This is a genomic window from Maribacter sp., from assembly GCF_039974175.1.
Taxonomy (GTDB): Bacteria; Bacteroidota; Bacteroidia; order Flavobacteriales; family Flavobacteriaceae; genus Maribacter_C.
Map to the genome: position 1 here is coordinate 1,441,976 of NZ_JBDWJN010000010.1, position 18,427 is coordinate 1,460,402.

Genomic DNA, 18,427 nt, shown 5'->3' on the forward strand with positions numbered 1-18,427 from the left:
ATTAAAACCATGCCGAAAAGCAGCCATCAAAAACCACTTGATACCAGTACCTTTCTTCGGGTTCGGAAGTGGTATCTCTTCGCCTTGGCGGGCATCGCATTGACTATAATTATTGCTCAGATTTTAATTCAGACCCATTTAAATTCTCAATTAAGCGATTCTCGTGTAATCAATGTTGCTGGTCGCCAGCGCGCATTCAGTCAGAAATTGGTCAAAGAAGTATTGCTGCTCAATGATATCGCTTCCCCAGAGAAAAAACAAGAGATTATTTTCGAAATAGAACACACTTTAGCGATCTGGAAATCATCTCACAAAGGACTTCAGGTAGGTGATGAAACCTTGAAGTTACCTCCTGAAAAGGATGCAGATATTCTAAGCCTTTTTCAAAATTTAGAGCCACATCACCAAGCTATGGTGGGTGCTACGGAAGAAATTTTATCTAAAGAAAGCGTAACAGCGGTTGATTTTCTCAAACAGAAAGCGATTCTTTTAGAAAATGAACGGTCGTTCTTAAAATTAATGGACAACATTGTAAACAAGTACGATGCCCGTAGTAATGCTCAGCTTCAAAATTTAAAACAGAAAGAATATTGGCTATTGGCTTTTTCTCTTTTGATTTTGCTGCTGGAGATGCTTTTTATTTTTAGACCCCTATCGCTGCAAATTCGCAAAACCATTTCTAACTTGATGCAAATTCAGTTGGAATCTGATACCAATACCAAAAAAATAGAGACCTTACTAACTGAAAAGGAAAAATCATTACGAGAATTACAAGAACTAAATTTTGTAATTGATAATGCCGCGCTCTTTGCTAGTGCCCGTAAAGATGGTAGTGTTGTGTTTATTAGTAAGAAGTTCTTGAAACTATTGGGGCTCAAAAAAGAGCAACTGAACACCCCTTTGTCCGAACTCCTAACAACAGATGAGGGGCAACAACAATACTTGAAAGAAGTACTTAAGAGCAATCGAAAGAATAATATACGTAGTGAAGAGATACAAATTACTACAGGAGATGGGCATCAAATTTGGTTAGATATTTCTATTATTCCAATGCATCAAGCAAGTAAGCAACAGAGTATCTTGATTTTATGCTCCGACATCACCGAAAGAAAACAAAATCAATTGAAAGTAGAGCAATTGACCCAACAAAATTTTGAGGAGCGTATGCTGCAGAAGAAGCAACAAGCCAGCCAAATTGTAGAAGGTCAAGAAGAAGAGCGCAAACGTATTGCCAAAGATATTCATGACGGCATCGGACAGATGCTAACCGCTTTGAAATTTAACATCGAATCCATCAATTTGGAGAATATAGAAAAGTCGGGAGAGAAAATATCTTATTTAAAAGATTTAACTGCTGATTTAATAAAAGGGGTTCGCACAGCGACTTTCAATCTCACGCCACCAGAATTAAGCGACCATGGAATTTTTCCAGCGCTTCATAAAATGACCGTTGAGTTGTCAAAACTTACCGGAAAAACTATTCTTTTTGAGAATAAAACAGAAGAACACATCCGTTTTGATTCTTTGGCTGAGACCAATATCTACAGGGTTACGCAAGAAGCAGTAAACAATGCTATAAAATATGCGCAAGCCAACTATATTTTGGTCACCATTAATTTCAACGATGATATTTTGAGTATTGTTATTGACGACGATGGCAATGGTTTCGATGCGACCATTTTAAATGAGGTACCTAAAAATAACAGCGAAGGCGGAATGGGTCTATTCTTTATGAAAGAACGGATTAGCTATATCAACGGACGCCTTTTTATCCATTCTGAAGTGGGTAAAGGAACACGGGTCACTATTAATTATAAAACCGACAAAAAAGAAGAGCTACATGGAGCGTAACGAACTTTATCCAGTTTTCCTAAAAGTGTCACAATTGCCTATTTTGATTGTGGGAGGCGGTATGGTTGCTGAGGAAAAATTGACATTCCTTATAAAGTCGAGTCCGAATGCCCAGGTAGAAATGGTCTCGCCTATGTATCGGGAAGCGACCCTTGCCCTTGCTGAAAAGTTTGGGGTTAAGATGCATATAGCCGAGTATAATTCCAATTACTTATTAGGAATGCACATGGTAATTGCAACAACAGATAGCATTTTGGTGAATGAGCAAGTTTATCATGATTGTCGCAGCCGGAACATTTTGGTCAACGTGGCAGACAACCCTCCGTATTGCGATTTTTACATGGGCGGAATTGTAACTAAAGGGAATGTAAAAGTGGCCATTTCCACTAATGGGAAGTCACCAACCACAGCCAAACGCTTGCGCCAATTTTTTGAGGATGTACTTCCAGCAAATATTGATGATTTAGTCAAAAATCTGAACGAATTTAGGAAAACTATCAAAGGTGATTTCGAAGAAAAAGTAGATACCCTAAATGAATTCACCAAAGGTTTGGTTGAAAAGAAAGTAAAAGATGAAAATTAGAATTCGAGGAAATTCAATCCGTTATCGGTTGACCAGATCAGAAGTCGAAGCCTTTTGTACTACAGGTCGATTTGAAGAAACCACCAATTTTGGTGATGTTCTTTTCACCTATGCTTTGCAAGCAAAAGAAGGCATTGAGACCCTGGACGCAAAATTTCATGACAATACCATAACCGTTTTTTTAGAAAAAAATGCTAGTAAAGATTGGTTTGAGACAAATCAAATTGGTTTTAGTGGCAGCATTCAAAAAACAAATGGCACCGCACTCAAACTTTTAGTAGAAAAGGATTTTGTATGTATGGACGAGACCGTTGAAGACCAGTCTGACAATTATCCAAATCCGAAGATAAGCGCGATAGAACCTTAATTTAATCAATCGTTTCTATTGTTGGATGACATCAAATAGTTTAATTATCAATAGGTTACACTGCGGCTAAGGAACTATACTCTGTATTGCAATTTAGATTGTAATTACAAACAATTTCTGACATTGTTTAAAGGAAAGCTAATTAATCAGTGTACTGAAAACCCAGCTGCTTAAGCTTGGTTTACCACCTAGAAAAAATGACACAATTTCATTAACTTAGACTCAGGGGTAAAAGTGTTCTCAGCAGCGCCTTCACTTGGGCTAAAGTAAACAGACATTTTTCGCAACCAATTTAGCCCAACCCTTAGCAGCAAAAAAAAATCAAAATGAAAGACATCTCTGGAATCGATGAAGATGGCAATCTTAAAAATGGCCCTTTTAAGCTGTATTTCAAAAACGGCTTGGTCTCTTGCCAGGGTGAGTTCGACAACGGAAAGAAATCAGGAATGTGGACGTACTTTCTCAACAATGGCCAGATGCAATCGTGCGGTAAATACAAAGACGGAAAGATCTTTGGTACCTGGAAATGGTACTTCAAGACCGGCGAACCCCGAGGAACGGGCGGCTTCGACGATGAAGGGCGGAAACACGGTTTATGGAAGCGATACCATACCAATGGCCAACTCTGGGACGAAGGTAAGTTCGAAAACGGTAAAAAGACAGGCACTTGGAAGGTCTATAATGAGGCTGGCGAGCTTCTAAAGACTCAACGGTTCAAGTAGCGGAATGGGCCTTTCTTTTTTTAGCTCTAAGCTCTTCTCAAGTCTTTTGTTTTGAACGCTCTCCTAAAAAAAAGCTGCATGTTCAGGTGAAAATTTTTCAATGGACTTAATTTTTATATCCTTAAAAAATAATTCTGCCGCTTCACTTTGTAATTGTATTTTTCCTTTGGTCATTGGAATCTCCTCGCCAATTTCATTTATATACCTTGAATTTTTTAAAACCATAACCACCTCTCCGTTGACGATATGTAGGCTCTTGCCATTGAAACAAATTAAATCTAAGGTATTCCACTCATGCGGCTTTTTCTCATAATTATTACTTCTCAGACAATAATTGCCAGCCTCTCCTCCTTCCCCAAAACTCAAAAAGTCTTGACTTTCATGTGCCATCGGATTTAAACCTGATTCTGATGCGTAAGCACGAATGTCTATTGCGGAGGTAGCCTGGCTCCAAAAATCACCGGTATGCGCTTCCATAATCTGAAATTCTTGTGACATCATCCATGAGCGCCAGTGCTCCGCCCCAAAAGGACCGATTGAATGGTACAAAATACCAGAATCTTTTAGACGATCTAATCTTGGAATCCATTTTTTGTCTCCCCATTTAAACTTCAACTGGAGGTGATAATTTTCATACTCTTTTTTACTGATTAGACAGCCGTAATATTCACCACTTACTTTAATAAGCACTTCATTGTTTTCTGTTATCGTTGAGAAAACACCAAAACCGGGTTTATTCAATCCGATAGGTGCTATCTCATTTCCTGATTCATCAAGAGGAGGGGTTCCGTCATATCCCACTTGATGCTTGAAACTTAAATATGAATCCCATTCATTGAGGTTTTCATCAATTAGCTGTGTCCATTCAGAATCGTCTGCGGGAATTTGCTTTGATTTATCGGAACACGAATGGCTGAATGTAAGAATGAATATTGAAATAATTATTTTGCTAATCTGCCTTGTGAATTTAATAATCATCTGATATGCGCTTAATTATGTTTGTAGTTGGTCGTAACAATTGTAAAGTTTACTTCGTCTGAATTGGTTCTTACTATCCTATATGGCCGGGCTATGATTAGCACGTGCAGAAACTCGTTTGATTTTAAGTTACGCACAAACTACAGGGCTTTGTGCGTTGATAAATATACATAGACCTTGCAGTATAAACTACAATTCCCTATTGATTATATAATTTTATATGACGTATTTCCGCCTTAATGGATCACAATAGATTGAAAAAGAAACAATTGAAAACTATTTTTTATTATCTAAAAAGACCCGTGAAAAGAGGCAATCAAAATACCGTATGCACAAGAAAACCGGAAGAGGCACTATTTTGATAAATAACTACAAATCGATAAGGTGAATGAATTTTTATCTTCTAAAGCAGAATTTGTTCTCGACATTTGAATGTCGAAGATCGAAATAGCTTATCATCCTAGTGCTCCTAATTCGAGATTACTACCCTATAAAAACCTTTCCATATAATTTGGGACTATGTTATATTCAGTTGAACCATGGAGGTAGAGAATTGAAAAAAAATTATTTTTTTCTAATTCTTTTGTAAGTGGATACATTTGTATACGACTGTTCGAATATTAAAATGAAAAAAGAGAATATACATAGAGCTTTGGAGACCGGGGTCAAGATTTTGAGCCAGAAAGGATATCACAATCTTGGGCTTAGGGAGTTTTTGGAAAACGCTGAGATTCCCAGTGGTTCTTTCTACTACTATTTTAAGAGCAAGGAAGACTTTGCCGCCAAGGTGCTGGAATACTATGGCGATAAGGTTGCGGCTTATTATACTGCAAGCTTGCTGCAAAGTGAGGCACCCTATACAAAGCGGTTGGAGACCGTTTTTAATGAGGAATTACAGCGCTTAGACGCTACGGAATGTAAGGAAGGTTGTATGATGGGCAGCCTTACAAGTGAAATTGCAGGACAGAACGAGCACATTCAAAAGGTAGCCGACCGTAATTACAAAAAATGGCAAGACATATTTGAGCGGTTTTTCCTTGAAGGTCAGGAGAATGGCGCCTTTTCAAAAGATTTTATAGCTGCAGAAATGGCAGTTCTTTTTCTCACCGGCAGACAGGGGGTGCTGACCCGTATGAAGGCTTCAGGAAAAGATGAGCCCTACCGTCTGTTCAAATCTTTTATGATGAAAATCATTGAATATTAATTTTTTTTAATTTTTTATATACGAACGTTCTAATATTAAATAGTAATACAATTATAAACAATAAGTAAAAATGGAAACAATTAAAGAATTGACAAAAGAAACACAAGCAGATGAAGCTCAAAACTTCAAGGAGTACAAAGAAGTAGAAAAAGCACTACAAATCTATATCGACAGTGCAAAGTCTGGAGACGGGAAATCAGGCCGTAGGGCTTTTTATGATCATGCTCATATCTTAGGTGCTATAGGAGGACAACTCTATAATATGACGGCTGATGAATTTGAGGGAGCAGTATCACAAGGAGGCGCATCGCCCGACGTAAAGAGCCATATCGCATGGATAGATATTTCTGGCCCAGCTGCAGCAGCCAAGGTAGAGTTTATCAATTGGGGCGGACTTAGGTTCACCGATTTCTTTGTCCTTTATAAAGAGAACGGGGTGTGGAAGCTCAGTGGCAAGGTCTACGATTCACACGCTAATAATTAAATAATTCTTAAAATTAAAAATCAGATGAAGACACTAACTGTAGTATTTTTATCTCTTATTGCTCTTAACGGGTTTGCGCAGGAGGTAGTTAACCAAGACAAAAAAAGTTTTGATGCATACCAAGAGGTAGTGAAGGCTTTGCATCCCTACATACAGAGTGCCAAGACGGGCGATGGCAAGTTGAGCCGTTCGGCATTCTATGCCCATGCCCATGTGGTCGGTTCGGTAGACGGAACAGTTTATGACTTGACCGCAGACCAATTTGAAGGTATTGTTGATGAAGGCGGGCCTTCCGAGAATGTGAGACACCACATCGCATGGATCGATATTTCAGGACCCGCTGCAGCGGCCAAAGTTGAATTCTATGACTGGAGCGGATTCCGGTTCACCGACTTTTTTGTCTTGTACAAGAAGAACGGAAAATGGAAAATCAGTGGCAAGGTGTATGATTCGCACTCTCGTAATTAATGAAGAGCAACACTAACCTTAAATAAATAAAAGCCTGAGCGACGACATATGTCACTTGGGCTTTTTGTTTTCTTATGACCGTAAGGCCATATATTTATCAGGTTGCGCCAATTGAACGCAGACGTATTGCTAAAAAAGTTATCTTCAGCTTAGCATATTGTTGCTTGGATGAATCAGAACAACGAATTTTAGTCCAGCACACGATAATAGTTGAAAAAACAGAAATCGATGAGCAAGTACAAGGAAATATTAGACCATATAGCCAAATATGTTGAATTATCAGATAGTGAAATAGCCGAGTTTACTAGTATATTGAAAATCACTAGAGTTAAAAAAAGGCAATTTATAATTCAGCCGGGTTTTGTATGTGAATATCGCAACTATATCGTAAAAGGTGCGGTACGCGTTTTTTACCTAGATGACTTTGGAAAAGAACATACCGTAAGCATAGGAGTGGAAGATTGGTTTTTCACCGATTTTCACAGTTATCTAAATAGAACTCCTGCGGAATATTTTGCTGAAGCTTTAGAAGACTCCATAATTATACAAATGAAGTACGACGATGTAGAGGAAGTCTGCGGAAGGATACATGCTTTATGTCAATACTTTAGACTGTATATAGAAAAAGCCCTATCTCATTCCAATCAAAGAGTCATTACCAATATTAGTAAAACCTCAGAAGAAAGATATTGGGACTATGTCAATAAATATCCTCAAATTGCGAACAGAGTGCCGCAATATGTCTTAGCCTCTTATTTGGGCATTACTCCAGAATCTATCAGTAGAATCCGTTCGAAATCTTAAAAAATTGATTTAGATCAATTTTAAAGCATGACTTAAGTCAAGCTTTTTTCTTAACACACATCATAGTTATCGCTTCGTGTATGACGCAACTTTGCCATGTCGATAAGTGACGAATCTGTGATACGTCTTATTCGACCCATATTTCTTTAAAACTTAATACGATTTTTTAAACCTAAAAATTTAAACATTATGAAGGCAGTAGTATACAAGGAAAGAGCGAAAATAGAGGTGGTGGATCTACCGAAACCCCAATTGATAAAAGACGATGATGTTATCGTGCGAATCACACTTGCGGGTGTTTGCGGAGCAGACTTGGAATTCACCCAAAACGGACCTGAAATGGGTTTATTTGAAGGAATGCGAATTGGTCATGAATTTGTGGGGGTAGTAGACCAAGTGGGCAAGGACATTCATACCCTAAAAGTTGGAGACCGTGTAATAGCCTCCGCCATGTTTGTTGACGGAGATTGTTACTATTGTAAGCGTGACATACCATCGGCATGCGACCATGGGGGTCTATTTGGAACACCGCTTTTTGCCCAGCACGGGGGTGATGATATTCAAGGAGGACAAGCGGAATTTATACGTGTTCCTTATGGAAATTCCACATTGTTCAAGCTTCCAGAAAGTTTATCTGGAGATGAGTATGATACCAAGGTTCTTCCATTGGGAGACAATTTTGCCACAGGGTATCACGGGGCATTGAATGCGAATATCAAAATAGGGGAAACTGTTGTGGTCATTGGCGACGGTGCGGTAGGCCTTAGTGCGGTAATGGCCGCTACCTTATTTGGTCCCTCGACTATTATTCTGGTTGGGCGTCACGATAGTAGATTGGAATTGGCAAAAACCATTGGAGCAACCCATGTAGTGAACTCTAAACATGAAGACCCGGTAGCTTTTGTCAAGTCACTTACTGCGGGAAGAGGAGCAAATTCCGTTATCGATTCTGTAGGAAACAAGGCCGCAATTGCGCAGGGCATGGAAATAACTCAAGCTGGAGCATCGATAAGTGTTCTAGGGTTTGGTCATCTGTATGAAACCGTCGAGCAGCCCTATTCATCGGCCTTGTTTAGAAATATAACAATTCATACGGGTGTTGTAAATGTAGCTGCCTATATGAAAAAATTACTTCCAATTGTAGAGAGGGGTGTTATTGATCCAAGCAAGATCTTTACAGATATTTTACCCTTGTCAGAGGCAGAGAAGGGATATGATTTGATGCGAGATCGAACATCGGGAACACTTAAAGTGGCTTTGCGCCCCTAATTCTTTTTGAATTAAAAACTCAAAACAATAACAAAATTGATGTGTCGAAAAAGGTTTGAAACAGCGTCTTTTTTGACACATTTAAGTTACAAGAATCAATTCGTCTGAACGTTTGAACGAAAATTAAAGTAGTATCATCATGTATAAATATATACTTCCGGTTATTGCCATTTTCATTGGTGTAAGCATTACAATTATTGCCAAAAAACAAAAAACAACAGGTACTAAACTCTTAGTGTCATTCAGTGGTGCATTCTTATTGGCATTAGCGCTTTTTGAGTTATTGCCAGAAGTATATCACCATTTAGATACAGAGCAAACCGTTCTATTTATCCTATTAGGCATTTTACTTCAAATTGTTTTAGAATTCTTCTCTAAAGGAATTGAGCATGGTCATACCCAGATACATAATGAAGGTAAAAAACTTCCATGGGTATTATTTGTCAGTCTTTGTATCCATAGTTTTTTAGAAGGATTTCCTATTCACCAACATAATGATATGGTGTATGGTGTATTGATTCATAAAATACCTATTGCAGCTTTAATAACTTCATTTTTATTACAATACAACTATAGCAAAATTCAGGTCTTTGGTTTCTTGCTTGTATTTGCGGTAATGACACCCTTAGGTACTTATATTTCAAATAATACCATCTTGGCTACAGAATATATCAATATCGTAAATGCCATCATGATTGGTGTCTTTTTACATATTGCTACAACCGTTCTATTTCAAATTAATAAAAACCTTAAGTTCAATTTATCCAAGCTGGTGGTACTATGTTTGGGTATATCAATCGCCTATTTTATCTAAATGCGCTCAAACGATGGGTTGAGATAGTTGTCTAAAAGTTAAAGACTAGCCTTGAGTGCCTATTTCCAAGAAAATGACAGTTTTACAGTACTGCTTTGTACACCGAATTGCATACTGGAAAAGTGTTTTCAAACGATATTTTACGAACGAAATAAAAAGCACGGTCAACCATTTAGTTAACAGTGCTTTGATGCCACTTAAAAAGTGCTTCGTCGAGATGACAGGATTTAAATAATCCTAATTAACCCTTTGCTGCAAATGGAAAAGTGAAGCTGTTGCTTCTACCTTTTTTGTTTCCGAGCTCTTACCAAAACTAGGTCTTGGTCATTCTCGAAAACAAAAAAGTGATTTGCAAATGCAAATCACTTTTCCGCTTGGTCGGGATGACAGGATTTGAACCTGCGACCACTCGACCCCCAGCCGAGTGCGCTACCGGACTGCGCTACATCCCGCGATACGACTAAAGCCGTAAATGCTAAAAAACAAAATTCCAAAGTCCAACGTTTTGGAGTCTAGAATTGGAATGCAAAAATAAACAGTTCGGTAGTTATATTATAACTTTTCGCTTTAAAAATACTGTAAAATAAAGAAGGCCCTTACTTTGGGTAATAAGGACCTTCTCAAAGCAACAAATACCTAGTTTTGAAGCAGTTGCTGAAAGCTTTGTAATTCCCTTTCAAGAACCATAGTGTAATCACTTCCCATATATTTTTTAAAGTTCCCCGAGGAAAGTCCTTTATACCACACCTCAGCCATGATCTTTGCACCAGTTTCAGTAGCCGCCAAAGTACGTTTCAAGTAAATGGTACCTGAAGATAGTTTATGGCGTAAAGTATACTGTTCTCCTTCTACAAAATCAACAATTTGAAAGTCTACCACTTGAGAGTTTGCCGTTACTAAACTACCTCTTGATTTATCTTTAAAATCTTCTGATAATCTGGCATCAACAATATGGCTGTTCCATTCTTTCCACATAGCGACATTCGACAATAAGCCCCAAGCATCATCTACCGAGCTGGTTATTTCGATTTCTTTTGTATAGTTTTTCTTTGAGTGCTCACCTTGGGCAAGCATTGTGATGGAGATCAAAAAAAATAAGCTAAATACTACTGTTCTCATAATGTTAGTTTTGTTTTAGTTTTCTAGCAGGGCAAAACGCCTTTCTATAACTAAAGTTCTTGAATTTTAAACCCAACAACTGTGTCAAATGACACACTAACAAAATTTTAAGAAATAGGATTTTAGGCTAGAATTAGGCAAAAATATTTTTTTTGCGAATACGATGTAGCGTTTCTCTAGAGGTACCTAAATACGATGCAATGTCTCTAACAGAGGCATTTTGAATTATCAAAGGTTTATTTTTTACCAATTCTAAGTACCGCTGTTCAATTGACTTTGTGGATACCACCTTTAATTGATCTAACATCTTGATCAATGTTTTCGCAATAATGTCTTTGGCGATATGAGCCCATTTCAAATTGGTGTTTATCAAGGCATCATACTTATCTTTGGTAAGTACATAGAGTGTACTATCTGTAAGCGTCACGCAAGCGTCTTTGGATTTTTTTACTTCTGAAAAGCTTTCCAAATCGGTACAAAAACAAGGGCCATCATGTAATTCTAGGGTTACCTTTTCTCCCTCTTGATTAAAATTATAGTGGTGTAACACCCCCTCGGCAATAAAATAGACCGAATCAACTACCTCCCCTTGCTCAAAAAGAACCGTCCCCTTTGGTACAGAGACCTTTTCAAAATGATCTGCAATAAAGGTAAGATCATCAGACGAAAGCTGGTGAGATTCTTTAAAGAAAAGCTGTAAGGCATTCATATTTAGATTTTACCTTAAAATTAGGTAAAAACTGGGTTTTGCAAGGTATTTCTATGTTAAACTGTCATATTGTAGTTTGAGTTGACAAATATCATTCTAGGCTGTCAATCCAATCAATCATACGAGCTGTCCAACCAGACAAATGAGGGTCTTTCAAAGCCAGTGAAAATCCATGCCCCCCTTTGGGGTAAATGTGCATTGCGACCGATACCCCTTTGTCTTTTAATGCGGTATAGAACAGCAAACTATTCTCCACAGCGACGGCCTCATCATCAGTGGCGTGAAACAAAAAGGTTGGGGGTGTGTTTTCGCTCACCTGATTTTCGTTCGAGAAATGATGCACCATTTCGGGCTTAGGGTTCTCCCCTATTAGATTTTTCCTTGAACCACCATGTGATACAGGTCCAAGGGAAATGACAGGGTATCCCAAGGCCATAAAATCGGGGCGTGCACTAAGTCGATCTGCAGGGTCAACTGGGTCATATACTTTTTCCTCAAAGTGCGTACCCAAGGTAGATGCCAAATGACCTCCTGCCGAAAACCCAAGGATTCCAATTTTGGTAGCATCTATATGAAACTCCGCTGCCATACTCCGCACCAAACGCATCGCACGTTGTGCATCTATAAGTGGAACATTGTGCTTATCGGTCTGTGATTTTGAGGAAGGCAAACGGTACTTGACTACAATTCCGGCAATGCCCTTGCCATTCAAATATTTTGCGATATCAGTTCCTTCCCAGTCGTAAGCTAAAATGCCATATCCCCCACCGGGTAAAATCAACATTGCCTTGCCAGTGGCGTTCGATTGTGCAGGTAAATACACCTCTATCGTCGGTTCTTGAACAGCGCTGATACGAAGTATACCATTGCGTTTGTGTATTTCTTTTTCATCACTCGCTATTCTATTTGGAATCTTGTCTTTAGGCCAAAGTGAGATAATAGTATCCTGGGCCAAAATGTTATTCGCAAATAGAACTAGTAACACTACAATTAAATATCTCATTTTTATATGGCTTTATTATTCGCACTCCCATTTAAAATTCGCAATCGGATCTTTATGGGCACCTTGTAAATTGTAGTGCCACCACTCTGTTCTTGTAGACCAAAACCCGTGTTTTTCCATGGTTTCTTTTAGCAGCTTTCGGTTATCCAAAATCTCTTTGGGTAAGTCTAAATTATCGTGATAAGCACGTTTTCCAAAGAAATCGAAGTCCGTCCCCATATCGAGCTCTTCTCCGTCTAAAGTGACCAAAGTAATATCTACTGCTCCGCCCTTATTGTGTATGGAGCCCTTTACAGGGTTAGCTACATACTGCGGGTTCGGAACTATCTTCCACATTTTGTGTTGCACCGCATTCGGGCGATAGCAATCGAAGAATTTGATTTTAACACCCTTGGTCTTAAACTCCTTGTTAGCTTCCAAAAGTGCTTTTACCGTTTTTACCCGGGTGTAGCATTCCGCACAGTCATAAACCTTTGCCTTTAGAAAATTGTTTTCCGTAGCATAGCGCATATCATAAGCAAAGCCGTCACTAAAATCAGTCAATCGCACGAAGGTGGAATCAGCCAAACCTACAAGTGATTTAAAGGTTTTATCAGACATAGAGTCCAAGGGCGTATCTACTTTTTCCTTAGCATTATCTACCTGTTTTTCAGCTGACAATCTTTCTTTGCATGAATAGATCAAGACCGTTAGGAATAAGATAATTGCCGCGGTAACACATTTTGTTGGTATTTGATAGTGCATCGAAATATTTAAGTTTTTGTGCCTTTGAAGATAAACAGATTTTGGTTCCAGACAAAATGACCTTGAAATCTTGGAAATTACAGTTTATATCATTTTTTTTTAAGACTTTTAGAGCCTATCTTTTCCTAGTTCAATGACCAATAAAGTTGTTATGCCAAAGCGTCTTTCATTCCTTATAGTTTGCCTATTGCTACTATTGTGTTCTTGTAAACAAGAATCCAAAAACGAAAGTTCAGAAAATGATGAAGCCCTGAAAAGGCCAAATATTGTTCTTATTTTGGCCGATGATCAAGGGTGGGGTGATTTGAGTATGAATGGAAATGTCGATATCAACACCCCTAACATAGATGCCTTAGCTAAAAATGGGGCTTCTTTCGAGAATTTTTATGTGCAGCCAGTATGCTCGCCTACCCGAGCAGAATTACTAACTGGAAGACATTTTACCAGAACGGGAGTCTACAAAACCTCAGCCGGTGGCGAGCGCATGAACCCCGGTGAAACTACACTAGCTGATCTACTCAAAAAATCTGGATATGCTACGGCAGCCTATGGAAAATGGCATAACGGTATGCAGCCTCCATACCACCCAAATGCAAGAGGTTTTGACGACTACTATGGCTTCGCCTCTGGGCATTGGGGTAATTATTTTAGTCCGATGCTCGAACACAATGGAAGAATTGTAAAAGGAGACGGGTTTTTGGTAGATGATTTGATTGATCATGGTATGGAATTTATGACTAAGCATAAAGACAAGCCCTTCTTTTTGTACCTCCCTTTGAATACCCCACATAGCCCAATGCAGGTTCCAGATGAGTTTTGGAATCGCTTTAAAGATAAAGCGCTGTCTTTGAATTATGTGGGTAAAGAAGCTACAGCCATTGAACACACTAAAGCCGCCTTAGCCATGGTAGAAAATATCGACTACAATGTAGGTCGTGTGCTGCATAAATTAAAGGAACTAGAATTAGAAGAAAATACCATCGTCGTTTATCTCTCCGATAATGGGCCTAACGGCTGGCGGTGGAATGGCAATATGCGCGGAAGAAAAGGTTCTACAGATGAAGGCGGGGTACGATCACCCTTGCTACTACAATGGAAGGGTACAATAGCAGCACATAAAACCATATCGCAAATCGGGAGCGCCATCGATATATCGCCAACGTTGTTAGATCTTGCAGCGGTAAATCAAAAGACTCAAAAGCCAATAGATGGCAAAAGCTTAGCTCCATTGCTGTTAGAATCAAATGTAGCATGGGAGGATCGTTTGCTATTCAATCATTGGAACGGTAAGACAAGTGTCAGAACACAAAACTATCGTTTAGACAGTGAAGATAGACTATACGATATGGTTGCCGATAGAGCCCAAAAAACTGATATTTCGAAGCAATTTCCAAAAATTGTTGATTCGCTTAAAAAATCTAAAATTGACTGGCTTACCAAAATCGAGCCAATGACCTCAGTAACCGATGACCGCCCAATCACACTAGGACATCCCGATTTCGAATATACTCAGATACCTGCTCGCGACGGTATTGCGCACGGAAATATTAAACGAAGCAACCGTCACCCAAACGATACCTTTTTTACCAACTGGAAAAGTGTCAAAGATTCTATAACTTGGGATATCGAAGTGCTGGAAGATGGAAAATTCGAGGTAGAGCTGTACTATACCCTTGCACATGATAATGCGGGTGTAGCCGTTCAATTAACATACGGAAAAAGCATGTTAGTTAGCCGAATTAACGATGCTCATGACCCGCCACTAAGCGGTATGGAAAATGACCGAGACCCCCGTATAGAGTCGTATGTCAAAGATTTCAGACCAAAGCGTTTGGGAGAAATAAACCTAAGAAAAGGAAGAAGAACGATGAGTCTAAAAGCACCCTATATGGATGGTAAAGGAGCAATGGATGTTCGCCTGCTAATGTTTCGACGACTGTAATAATATTAAGAGTTAATTCGATTCTAGTACTTCGCTGTCTGCATATCCTATGCGTTCAGCTTTGGCTTCAAATAATGTACCCTTAGGCAATGGCTCCATGTAGATATTCCAAAGTGAATCATTTGGTTGTCGCCACAGAATGGTAGCATCTGTTACCTTAGAAAGCAATCGAATTTCATCATTTTTATCTTCCATCTCAAGGGGGGGTAGCTGTTCTTGCTTACCGTTCGGAAGCCATTTTGCAAGAAGTTCTTCTTCAGGAATTCTACCTAAGTCATTGGTTTCTTGAATCCAATCATTCAATACCTTTCTATAGTGTATCAAGGTATCTTGCATTTCTGCTAAGTTGGCCAAATTATGAAGCTCATAAGGATCATTTTGCAAATCATACAATTCCTCTTCAGGTTTTGTGGGATGCAACCAAAGCGCTTGTTCTTTAGTAAGTTTTCCAGCCTTGTATAAGCGCCTCAACTCTCGCATCATGGGCATTTGCTCCCGATAAGAAACCGGTAGCCCGTGACTTTTGGTGGTGTCAAAACTTTTGATGTATTTGTATCGCTCAGAGCGTACGGCACGCAATCTATCATAAATAGCGTCAAATCGATCTGCAGAGTGAAAGCTGTACTTTGGCTTGTTGGCAACTTCAAACTTTCCGAAATGTGCAACACCCTGCATAACTTTAGGTGGTTCTATACCCGCTAGAGAAAGAACTGTAGGAGCCAAATCTATAAAACTAATAAAGCGGTCGTCTGTACTACCGGCTTTATCATAATTAGGAAATTTAATAACCATTGGGACTTTGGTTCCCGTTTCGTACACTGCTCTTTTATGTCTCGGGAATGGGCCACCATGGTCACCATAAAAGAAAATAATACTATTATCATAAAGTCCATCAGCCTTAAGGCCATTGATGATTTGACCTATTTGATTATCTAATCGCTTTAGGTTGCTATAATTGACTGCCAAATCATGTCGAATGATTTCATTATCAGGAAAATAAGGAGGAACTTGCACTTTAGAGGGTGATAGAAAAAGTTGTTCTTTTCCCCTAGCCCAAATCTGCGACTCATGACAGACTGAAAAATTAAAGACCGAGAAGAAAGGTTGCCCTTCTTTTCTATTACTCCAATGATGTTCTTTACCACTATCGTCCCACGCAGATGCCAATTTCTTAAAATTGTAATCTTCCTTTGGCCCATTCGAAGTATAGTATCCCTTCTCTCTAAGATATTGCGTAAACATTTTAACACCGTCAGGTACAACCGGTGAATAACTAGGAATATCAAGCGTTTTATATGGCTTTTTCCCCGGCACACCACGCCATGGAGCATGAGTTCTCATATTATGTGTACCTAGGGTGGTTGGATACATACCAGTTATTATAGCGCTTCTTGCTGGGGCACATACCGGAACAGGCGAATATGCATTCGTAAAAAGCACTCCATCTTTAGCCAAAGATTCAATATATGGCAATCGCATTGTACTATCTCCGTACATCGGAAACCAGTTTGGCGATTGGTCTTCAGCCACCAACCAAATAATATTGGGAAGTAATTCTTGGGCAGCTTTTTCAGTTTCTTTTTTCTCTACACAACTAAGCAGCGCGAACACTATAAGTATCAAAAAGGTATTCGTTGCTAATGGTAACTTCTTCATTCTTATCAAATGGTATTACTCTGCTAAACTTTTTAAAAACGCTATACTTTTAGGGGTTTGGTCGATAACCTTTGAGGATTCATCTTCAATAAAGAGGTATTCGATTCCGATCTTTTTGGCTTGGGCAACAATGCCGGCAATATCTATTTGGCCCGTACCCAAAACAACATTTGTTTCAACATCCGATTGTCCATTTTGATTTCCCTTGGTTCCCTTTTGACAATCCTTCAAATGCATTAACTTGAATTCCTCTGGATACTTTTGCAACCAAGCCACAGGGTCTTCCCCTGGATGGGCAAACCAATACACATCCATCTCAAAATCAAAGTGTTCAGAGTTCTTGATCAAGTAATCGATTAACAATTCACCCTTATAAGGTCTGAACTCATACCCGTGGGGATGATAGGTTAGAGTGACGCCATTATTTGATAAGAACTCACCTGCCTTGTTGAAGACCTCCAAGGCCTTGATAGTATCGTTAAGGGTAAAAGTATTGCCATTATGGGGAATCCAAAAACAGACCACATATTTAGCATCATAATTCTTGGCTCTGGCTAACACGGTTTCTGGCGAATCTCGTAACTCTTCAAAAGGAGCACTTACACTTACTATTTTTAAATCGTTAGCTGCTAACATGGCGTTATATTCCTTTTGGGTATACCCATAGGTACCATCATTGCCATCTTCCAAATTGTGAATGCCCCATGCCTTGATTTTAGCAAAAGTAGCGGGTACATCTTTTGGAAATTCGTTTCTAAGACTATAGAGCTGCAATCCTAATTCTTGCCCATACAAAAACTCCGTAGCAAACGGAGATAGCATCATACTAATGATAAGAATCACTAACGATTTAGGCATTTCTGCGTCGTATTATAAAAAAGAAGTTATGGCTTATCTAAACTTTTTAACCAGGCTAAACTCTGCGGAACTTGCTCAACCACCCTTGAAGACTCATCTTCGATAAACATGTACTCAATACCCAATTTTTTGGCTTCCGCCACCACACCAGCCATATCAACTTGACCCGTACCCAAAACAACGTTGGTCTCTACGTCTTCATGCCCAGTATTGTTCCCCTTAACACCATGTTCCATGTCTTTTAGGTGCATCAGGGTCATTTTCTTCGGATACTTTTTCATTAAGGCTAAAGGATCTCCTCCTCCGTGATGCGCCCAATAAACGTCTAATTCAAAGGTAAAATCTGTAGCATTTTCAGCCATATAATCGAATAAGGTACCGTCTTTATACGGCCGGAATTCATAACCATGCGCATGATACGCTAATGTTAATCCGTTTTCTTTCAATAATTTACCTGCCTTATTAAAAACTTCAGTTGCATGTTGGGTTTCTTCCAAATCCCATTTATTATCATCGTGAGGCACCCAGGCGCACATTACATATTTGGCTCCAAAGGCCTTGGCATTATCGATGACTTTCTGAGGGTTTTTTTCTAGATCAGCAAAACCTGCACCCACACTCACCACTTCCAAATTACGAGATGTCAATTCCTTCTGAAAATCTTCCATTGACATGCCATACGTACCACCACCTTCCAGCTTGGTGATTCCCCAAGATTGAATGATATCGAGACTTCCGCTAACATCTGTTTTGAATTGATTTCTAAGGCTGTACAATTGAAGACCCACTTCTTGTGCCGAAAGGGGTATCGCCATCATAGCGAACAATGCTATTGCTATTATTTTTTTCATA

Annotated in this window: 19 protein-coding genes and 1 tRNA gene; 11 read left to right on the forward strand and 9 right to left on the reverse strand. The window is 39.1% G+C overall.

From position 1 onward, the window contains the following. The first annotated feature begins 9 nt into the window (after positions 1 to 9). The 4 genes from ABJN95_RS15495 (at position 10) to ABJN95_RS15510 (ending at position 3,523) form a co-directional block, all read left to right on the forward strand. Complete coding sequence (locus tag ABJN95_RS15495; protein ID WP_348371559.1) at positions 10 to 1,851, forward strand: ATP-binding protein; 1,842 nt, start codon at positions 10 to 12, stop codon at positions 1,849 to 1,851. Then, a complete protein-coding gene (locus ABJN95_RS15500) occupies positions 1,841 to 2,434 on the forward strand; it encodes a bifunctional precorrin-2 dehydrogenase/sirohydrochlorin ferrochelatase (RefSeq protein ID WP_348371561.1) in 594 nt (197 codons plus the stop codon). Before ABJN95_RS15495 ends, ABJN95_RS15500 begins: the two co-directional genes overlap by 11 nt. Further along, positions 2,424 to 2,801 carry a hypothetical protein gene (locus ABJN95_RS15505; RefSeq protein WP_348371562.1) on the forward strand — a complete coding sequence of 126 codons (378 nt, stop codon included), beginning with the start codon at positions 2,424 to 2,426 and terminating at the stop codon, positions 2,799 to 2,801. The genes ABJN95_RS15500 and ABJN95_RS15505 overlap by 11 nt, the downstream gene beginning before the upstream one ends. Positions 2,802 to 3,127: 326 nt before the next feature. After that, a complete protein-coding gene (locus ABJN95_RS15510) occupies positions 3,128 to 3,523 on the forward strand; it encodes a hypothetical protein (protein ID WP_348371564.1) in 396 nt (131 codons plus the stop codon). Between the two features lie 63 nt (positions 3,524 to 3,586). Here ABJN95_RS15510 and ABJN95_RS15515 read toward each other — a convergent pair whose 3' ends face one another. Then, positions 3,587 to 4,501 carry a DUF1080 domain-containing protein gene (locus ABJN95_RS15515; RefSeq protein ID WP_348371567.1) on the reverse strand — a complete coding sequence of 305 codons (915 nt, stop codon included), beginning with the start codon at positions 4,499 to 4,501 and terminating at the stop codon, positions 3,587 to 3,589. Between the two features lie 625 nt (positions 4,502 to 5,126). On the opposite strand from ABJN95_RS15515, the gene ABJN95_RS15520 reads away from it, so the two are divergent. The 6 genes from ABJN95_RS15520 (at position 5,127) to ABJN95_RS15545 (ending at position 9,544) form a co-directional block, all read left to right on the forward strand. Next, on the forward strand, positions 5,127 to 5,705 hold the full coding sequence (locus ABJN95_RS15520; protein WP_348371569.1) for a TetR/AcrR family transcriptional regulator: 579 nt from the start codon (positions 5,127 to 5,129) through the stop codon (positions 5,703 to 5,705). 70 nt (positions 5,706 to 5,775) lie between these two features. Further along, on the forward strand, positions 5,776 to 6,189 hold the full coding sequence (locus ABJN95_RS15525; protein ID WP_348371570.1) for a nuclear transport factor 2 family protein: 414 nt from the start codon (positions 5,776 to 5,778) through the stop codon (positions 6,187 to 6,189). A 24-nt stretch (positions 6,190 to 6,213) separates the two neighbouring features. Continuing rightward, positions 6,214 to 6,657 carry a nuclear transport factor 2 family protein gene (locus ABJN95_RS15530; protein ID WP_348371572.1) on the forward strand — a complete coding sequence of 148 codons (444 nt, stop codon included), beginning with the start codon at positions 6,214 to 6,216 and terminating at the stop codon, positions 6,655 to 6,657. A gap of 228 nt (positions 6,658 to 6,885) precedes the next feature. Further along, on the forward strand, positions 6,886 to 7,461 hold the full coding sequence (locus tag ABJN95_RS15535) for a Crp/Fnr family transcriptional regulator (protein WP_348371574.1): 576 nt from the start codon (positions 6,886 to 6,888) through the stop codon (positions 7,459 to 7,461). Between the two features lie 189 nt (positions 7,462 to 7,650). Continuing rightward, positions 7,651 to 8,730, forward strand: a complete 1,080-nt coding sequence (locus ABJN95_RS15540) for an alcohol dehydrogenase catalytic domain-containing protein (protein WP_348371576.1) — start codon at positions 7,651 to 7,653, stop codon at positions 8,728 to 8,730. Positions 8,731 to 8,869: 139 nt separating this feature from the next. Continuing rightward, entirely contained in the window at positions 8,870 to 9,544 is a 675-nt protein-coding gene (locus tag ABJN95_RS15545) for a ZIP family metal transporter (protein ID WP_348371578.1), read from the forward strand. 375 nt (positions 9,545 to 9,919) lie between these two features. Here ABJN95_RS15545 and ABJN95_RS15550 read toward each other — a convergent pair. The 5 genes from ABJN95_RS15550 to ABJN95_RS15570 form a co-directional block, all read right to left on the reverse strand. After that, a tRNA-Pro gene (locus ABJN95_RS15550) sits at positions 9,920 to 9,996 on the reverse strand. Between the two features lie 184 nt (positions 9,997 to 10,180). Then, positions 10,181 to 10,663, reverse strand: coding sequence for a hypothetical protein (locus ABJN95_RS15555; protein ID WP_348371579.1), 483 nt, complete (start codon positions 10,661 to 10,663; stop codon positions 10,181 to 10,183). A gap of 133 nt (positions 10,664 to 10,796) precedes the next feature. Further along, the gene (locus tag ABJN95_RS15560) at positions 10,797 to 11,372 is read right to left on the reverse strand and encodes a Crp/Fnr family transcriptional regulator (RefSeq protein WP_348371581.1); all 576 of its coding nucleotides are present in this window, start codon (positions 11,370 to 11,372) and stop codon (positions 10,797 to 10,799) included. Positions 11,373 to 11,463: 91 nt separating this feature from the next. Further along, positions 11,464 to 12,375, reverse strand: a complete 912-nt coding sequence (locus tag ABJN95_RS15565; protein ID WP_348371583.1) for an alpha/beta hydrolase — start codon at positions 12,373 to 12,375, stop codon at positions 11,464 to 11,466. Between the two features lie 15 nt (positions 12,376 to 12,390). Next, positions 12,391 to 13,119, reverse strand: a complete 729-nt coding sequence (locus ABJN95_RS15570) for a M15 family metallopeptidase (protein WP_348371584.1) — start codon at positions 13,117 to 13,119, stop codon at positions 12,391 to 12,393. Between the two features lie 151 nt (positions 13,120 to 13,270). Here ABJN95_RS15570 and ABJN95_RS15575 point away from each other — a divergent pair, with 151 nt between their 5' ends. Beyond that, complete coding sequence (locus tag ABJN95_RS15575; RefSeq protein WP_348371586.1) at positions 13,271 to 15,061, forward strand: arylsulfatase; 1,791 nt, start codon at positions 13,271 to 13,273, stop codon at positions 15,059 to 15,061. Positions 15,062 to 15,073: 12 nt separating this feature from the next. Here ABJN95_RS15575 and ABJN95_RS15580 read toward each other — a convergent pair whose 3' ends face one another. The 3 genes from ABJN95_RS15580 to ABJN95_RS15590 are packed head-to-tail and all read right to left on the reverse strand — an operon-like array spanning position 15,074 to position 18,426. Continuing rightward, entirely contained in the window at positions 15,074 to 16,717 is a 1,644-nt protein-coding gene (locus tag ABJN95_RS15580) for a sulfatase (protein WP_348371588.1), read from the reverse strand. Positions 16,718 to 16,732: 15 nt separating this feature from the next. Beyond that, complete coding sequence (locus tag ABJN95_RS15585) at positions 16,733 to 17,575, reverse strand: sugar phosphate isomerase/epimerase (protein ID WP_348371589.1); 843 nt, start codon at positions 17,573 to 17,575, stop codon at positions 16,733 to 16,735. Between the two features lie 26 nt (positions 17,576 to 17,601). Continuing rightward, positions 17,602 to 18,426, reverse strand: a complete 825-nt coding sequence (locus ABJN95_RS15590; RefSeq protein WP_348371591.1) for a sugar phosphate isomerase/epimerase — start codon at positions 18,424 to 18,426, stop codon at positions 17,602 to 17,604. Between the last annotated feature and the right edge of the window lies 1 nt (position 18,427).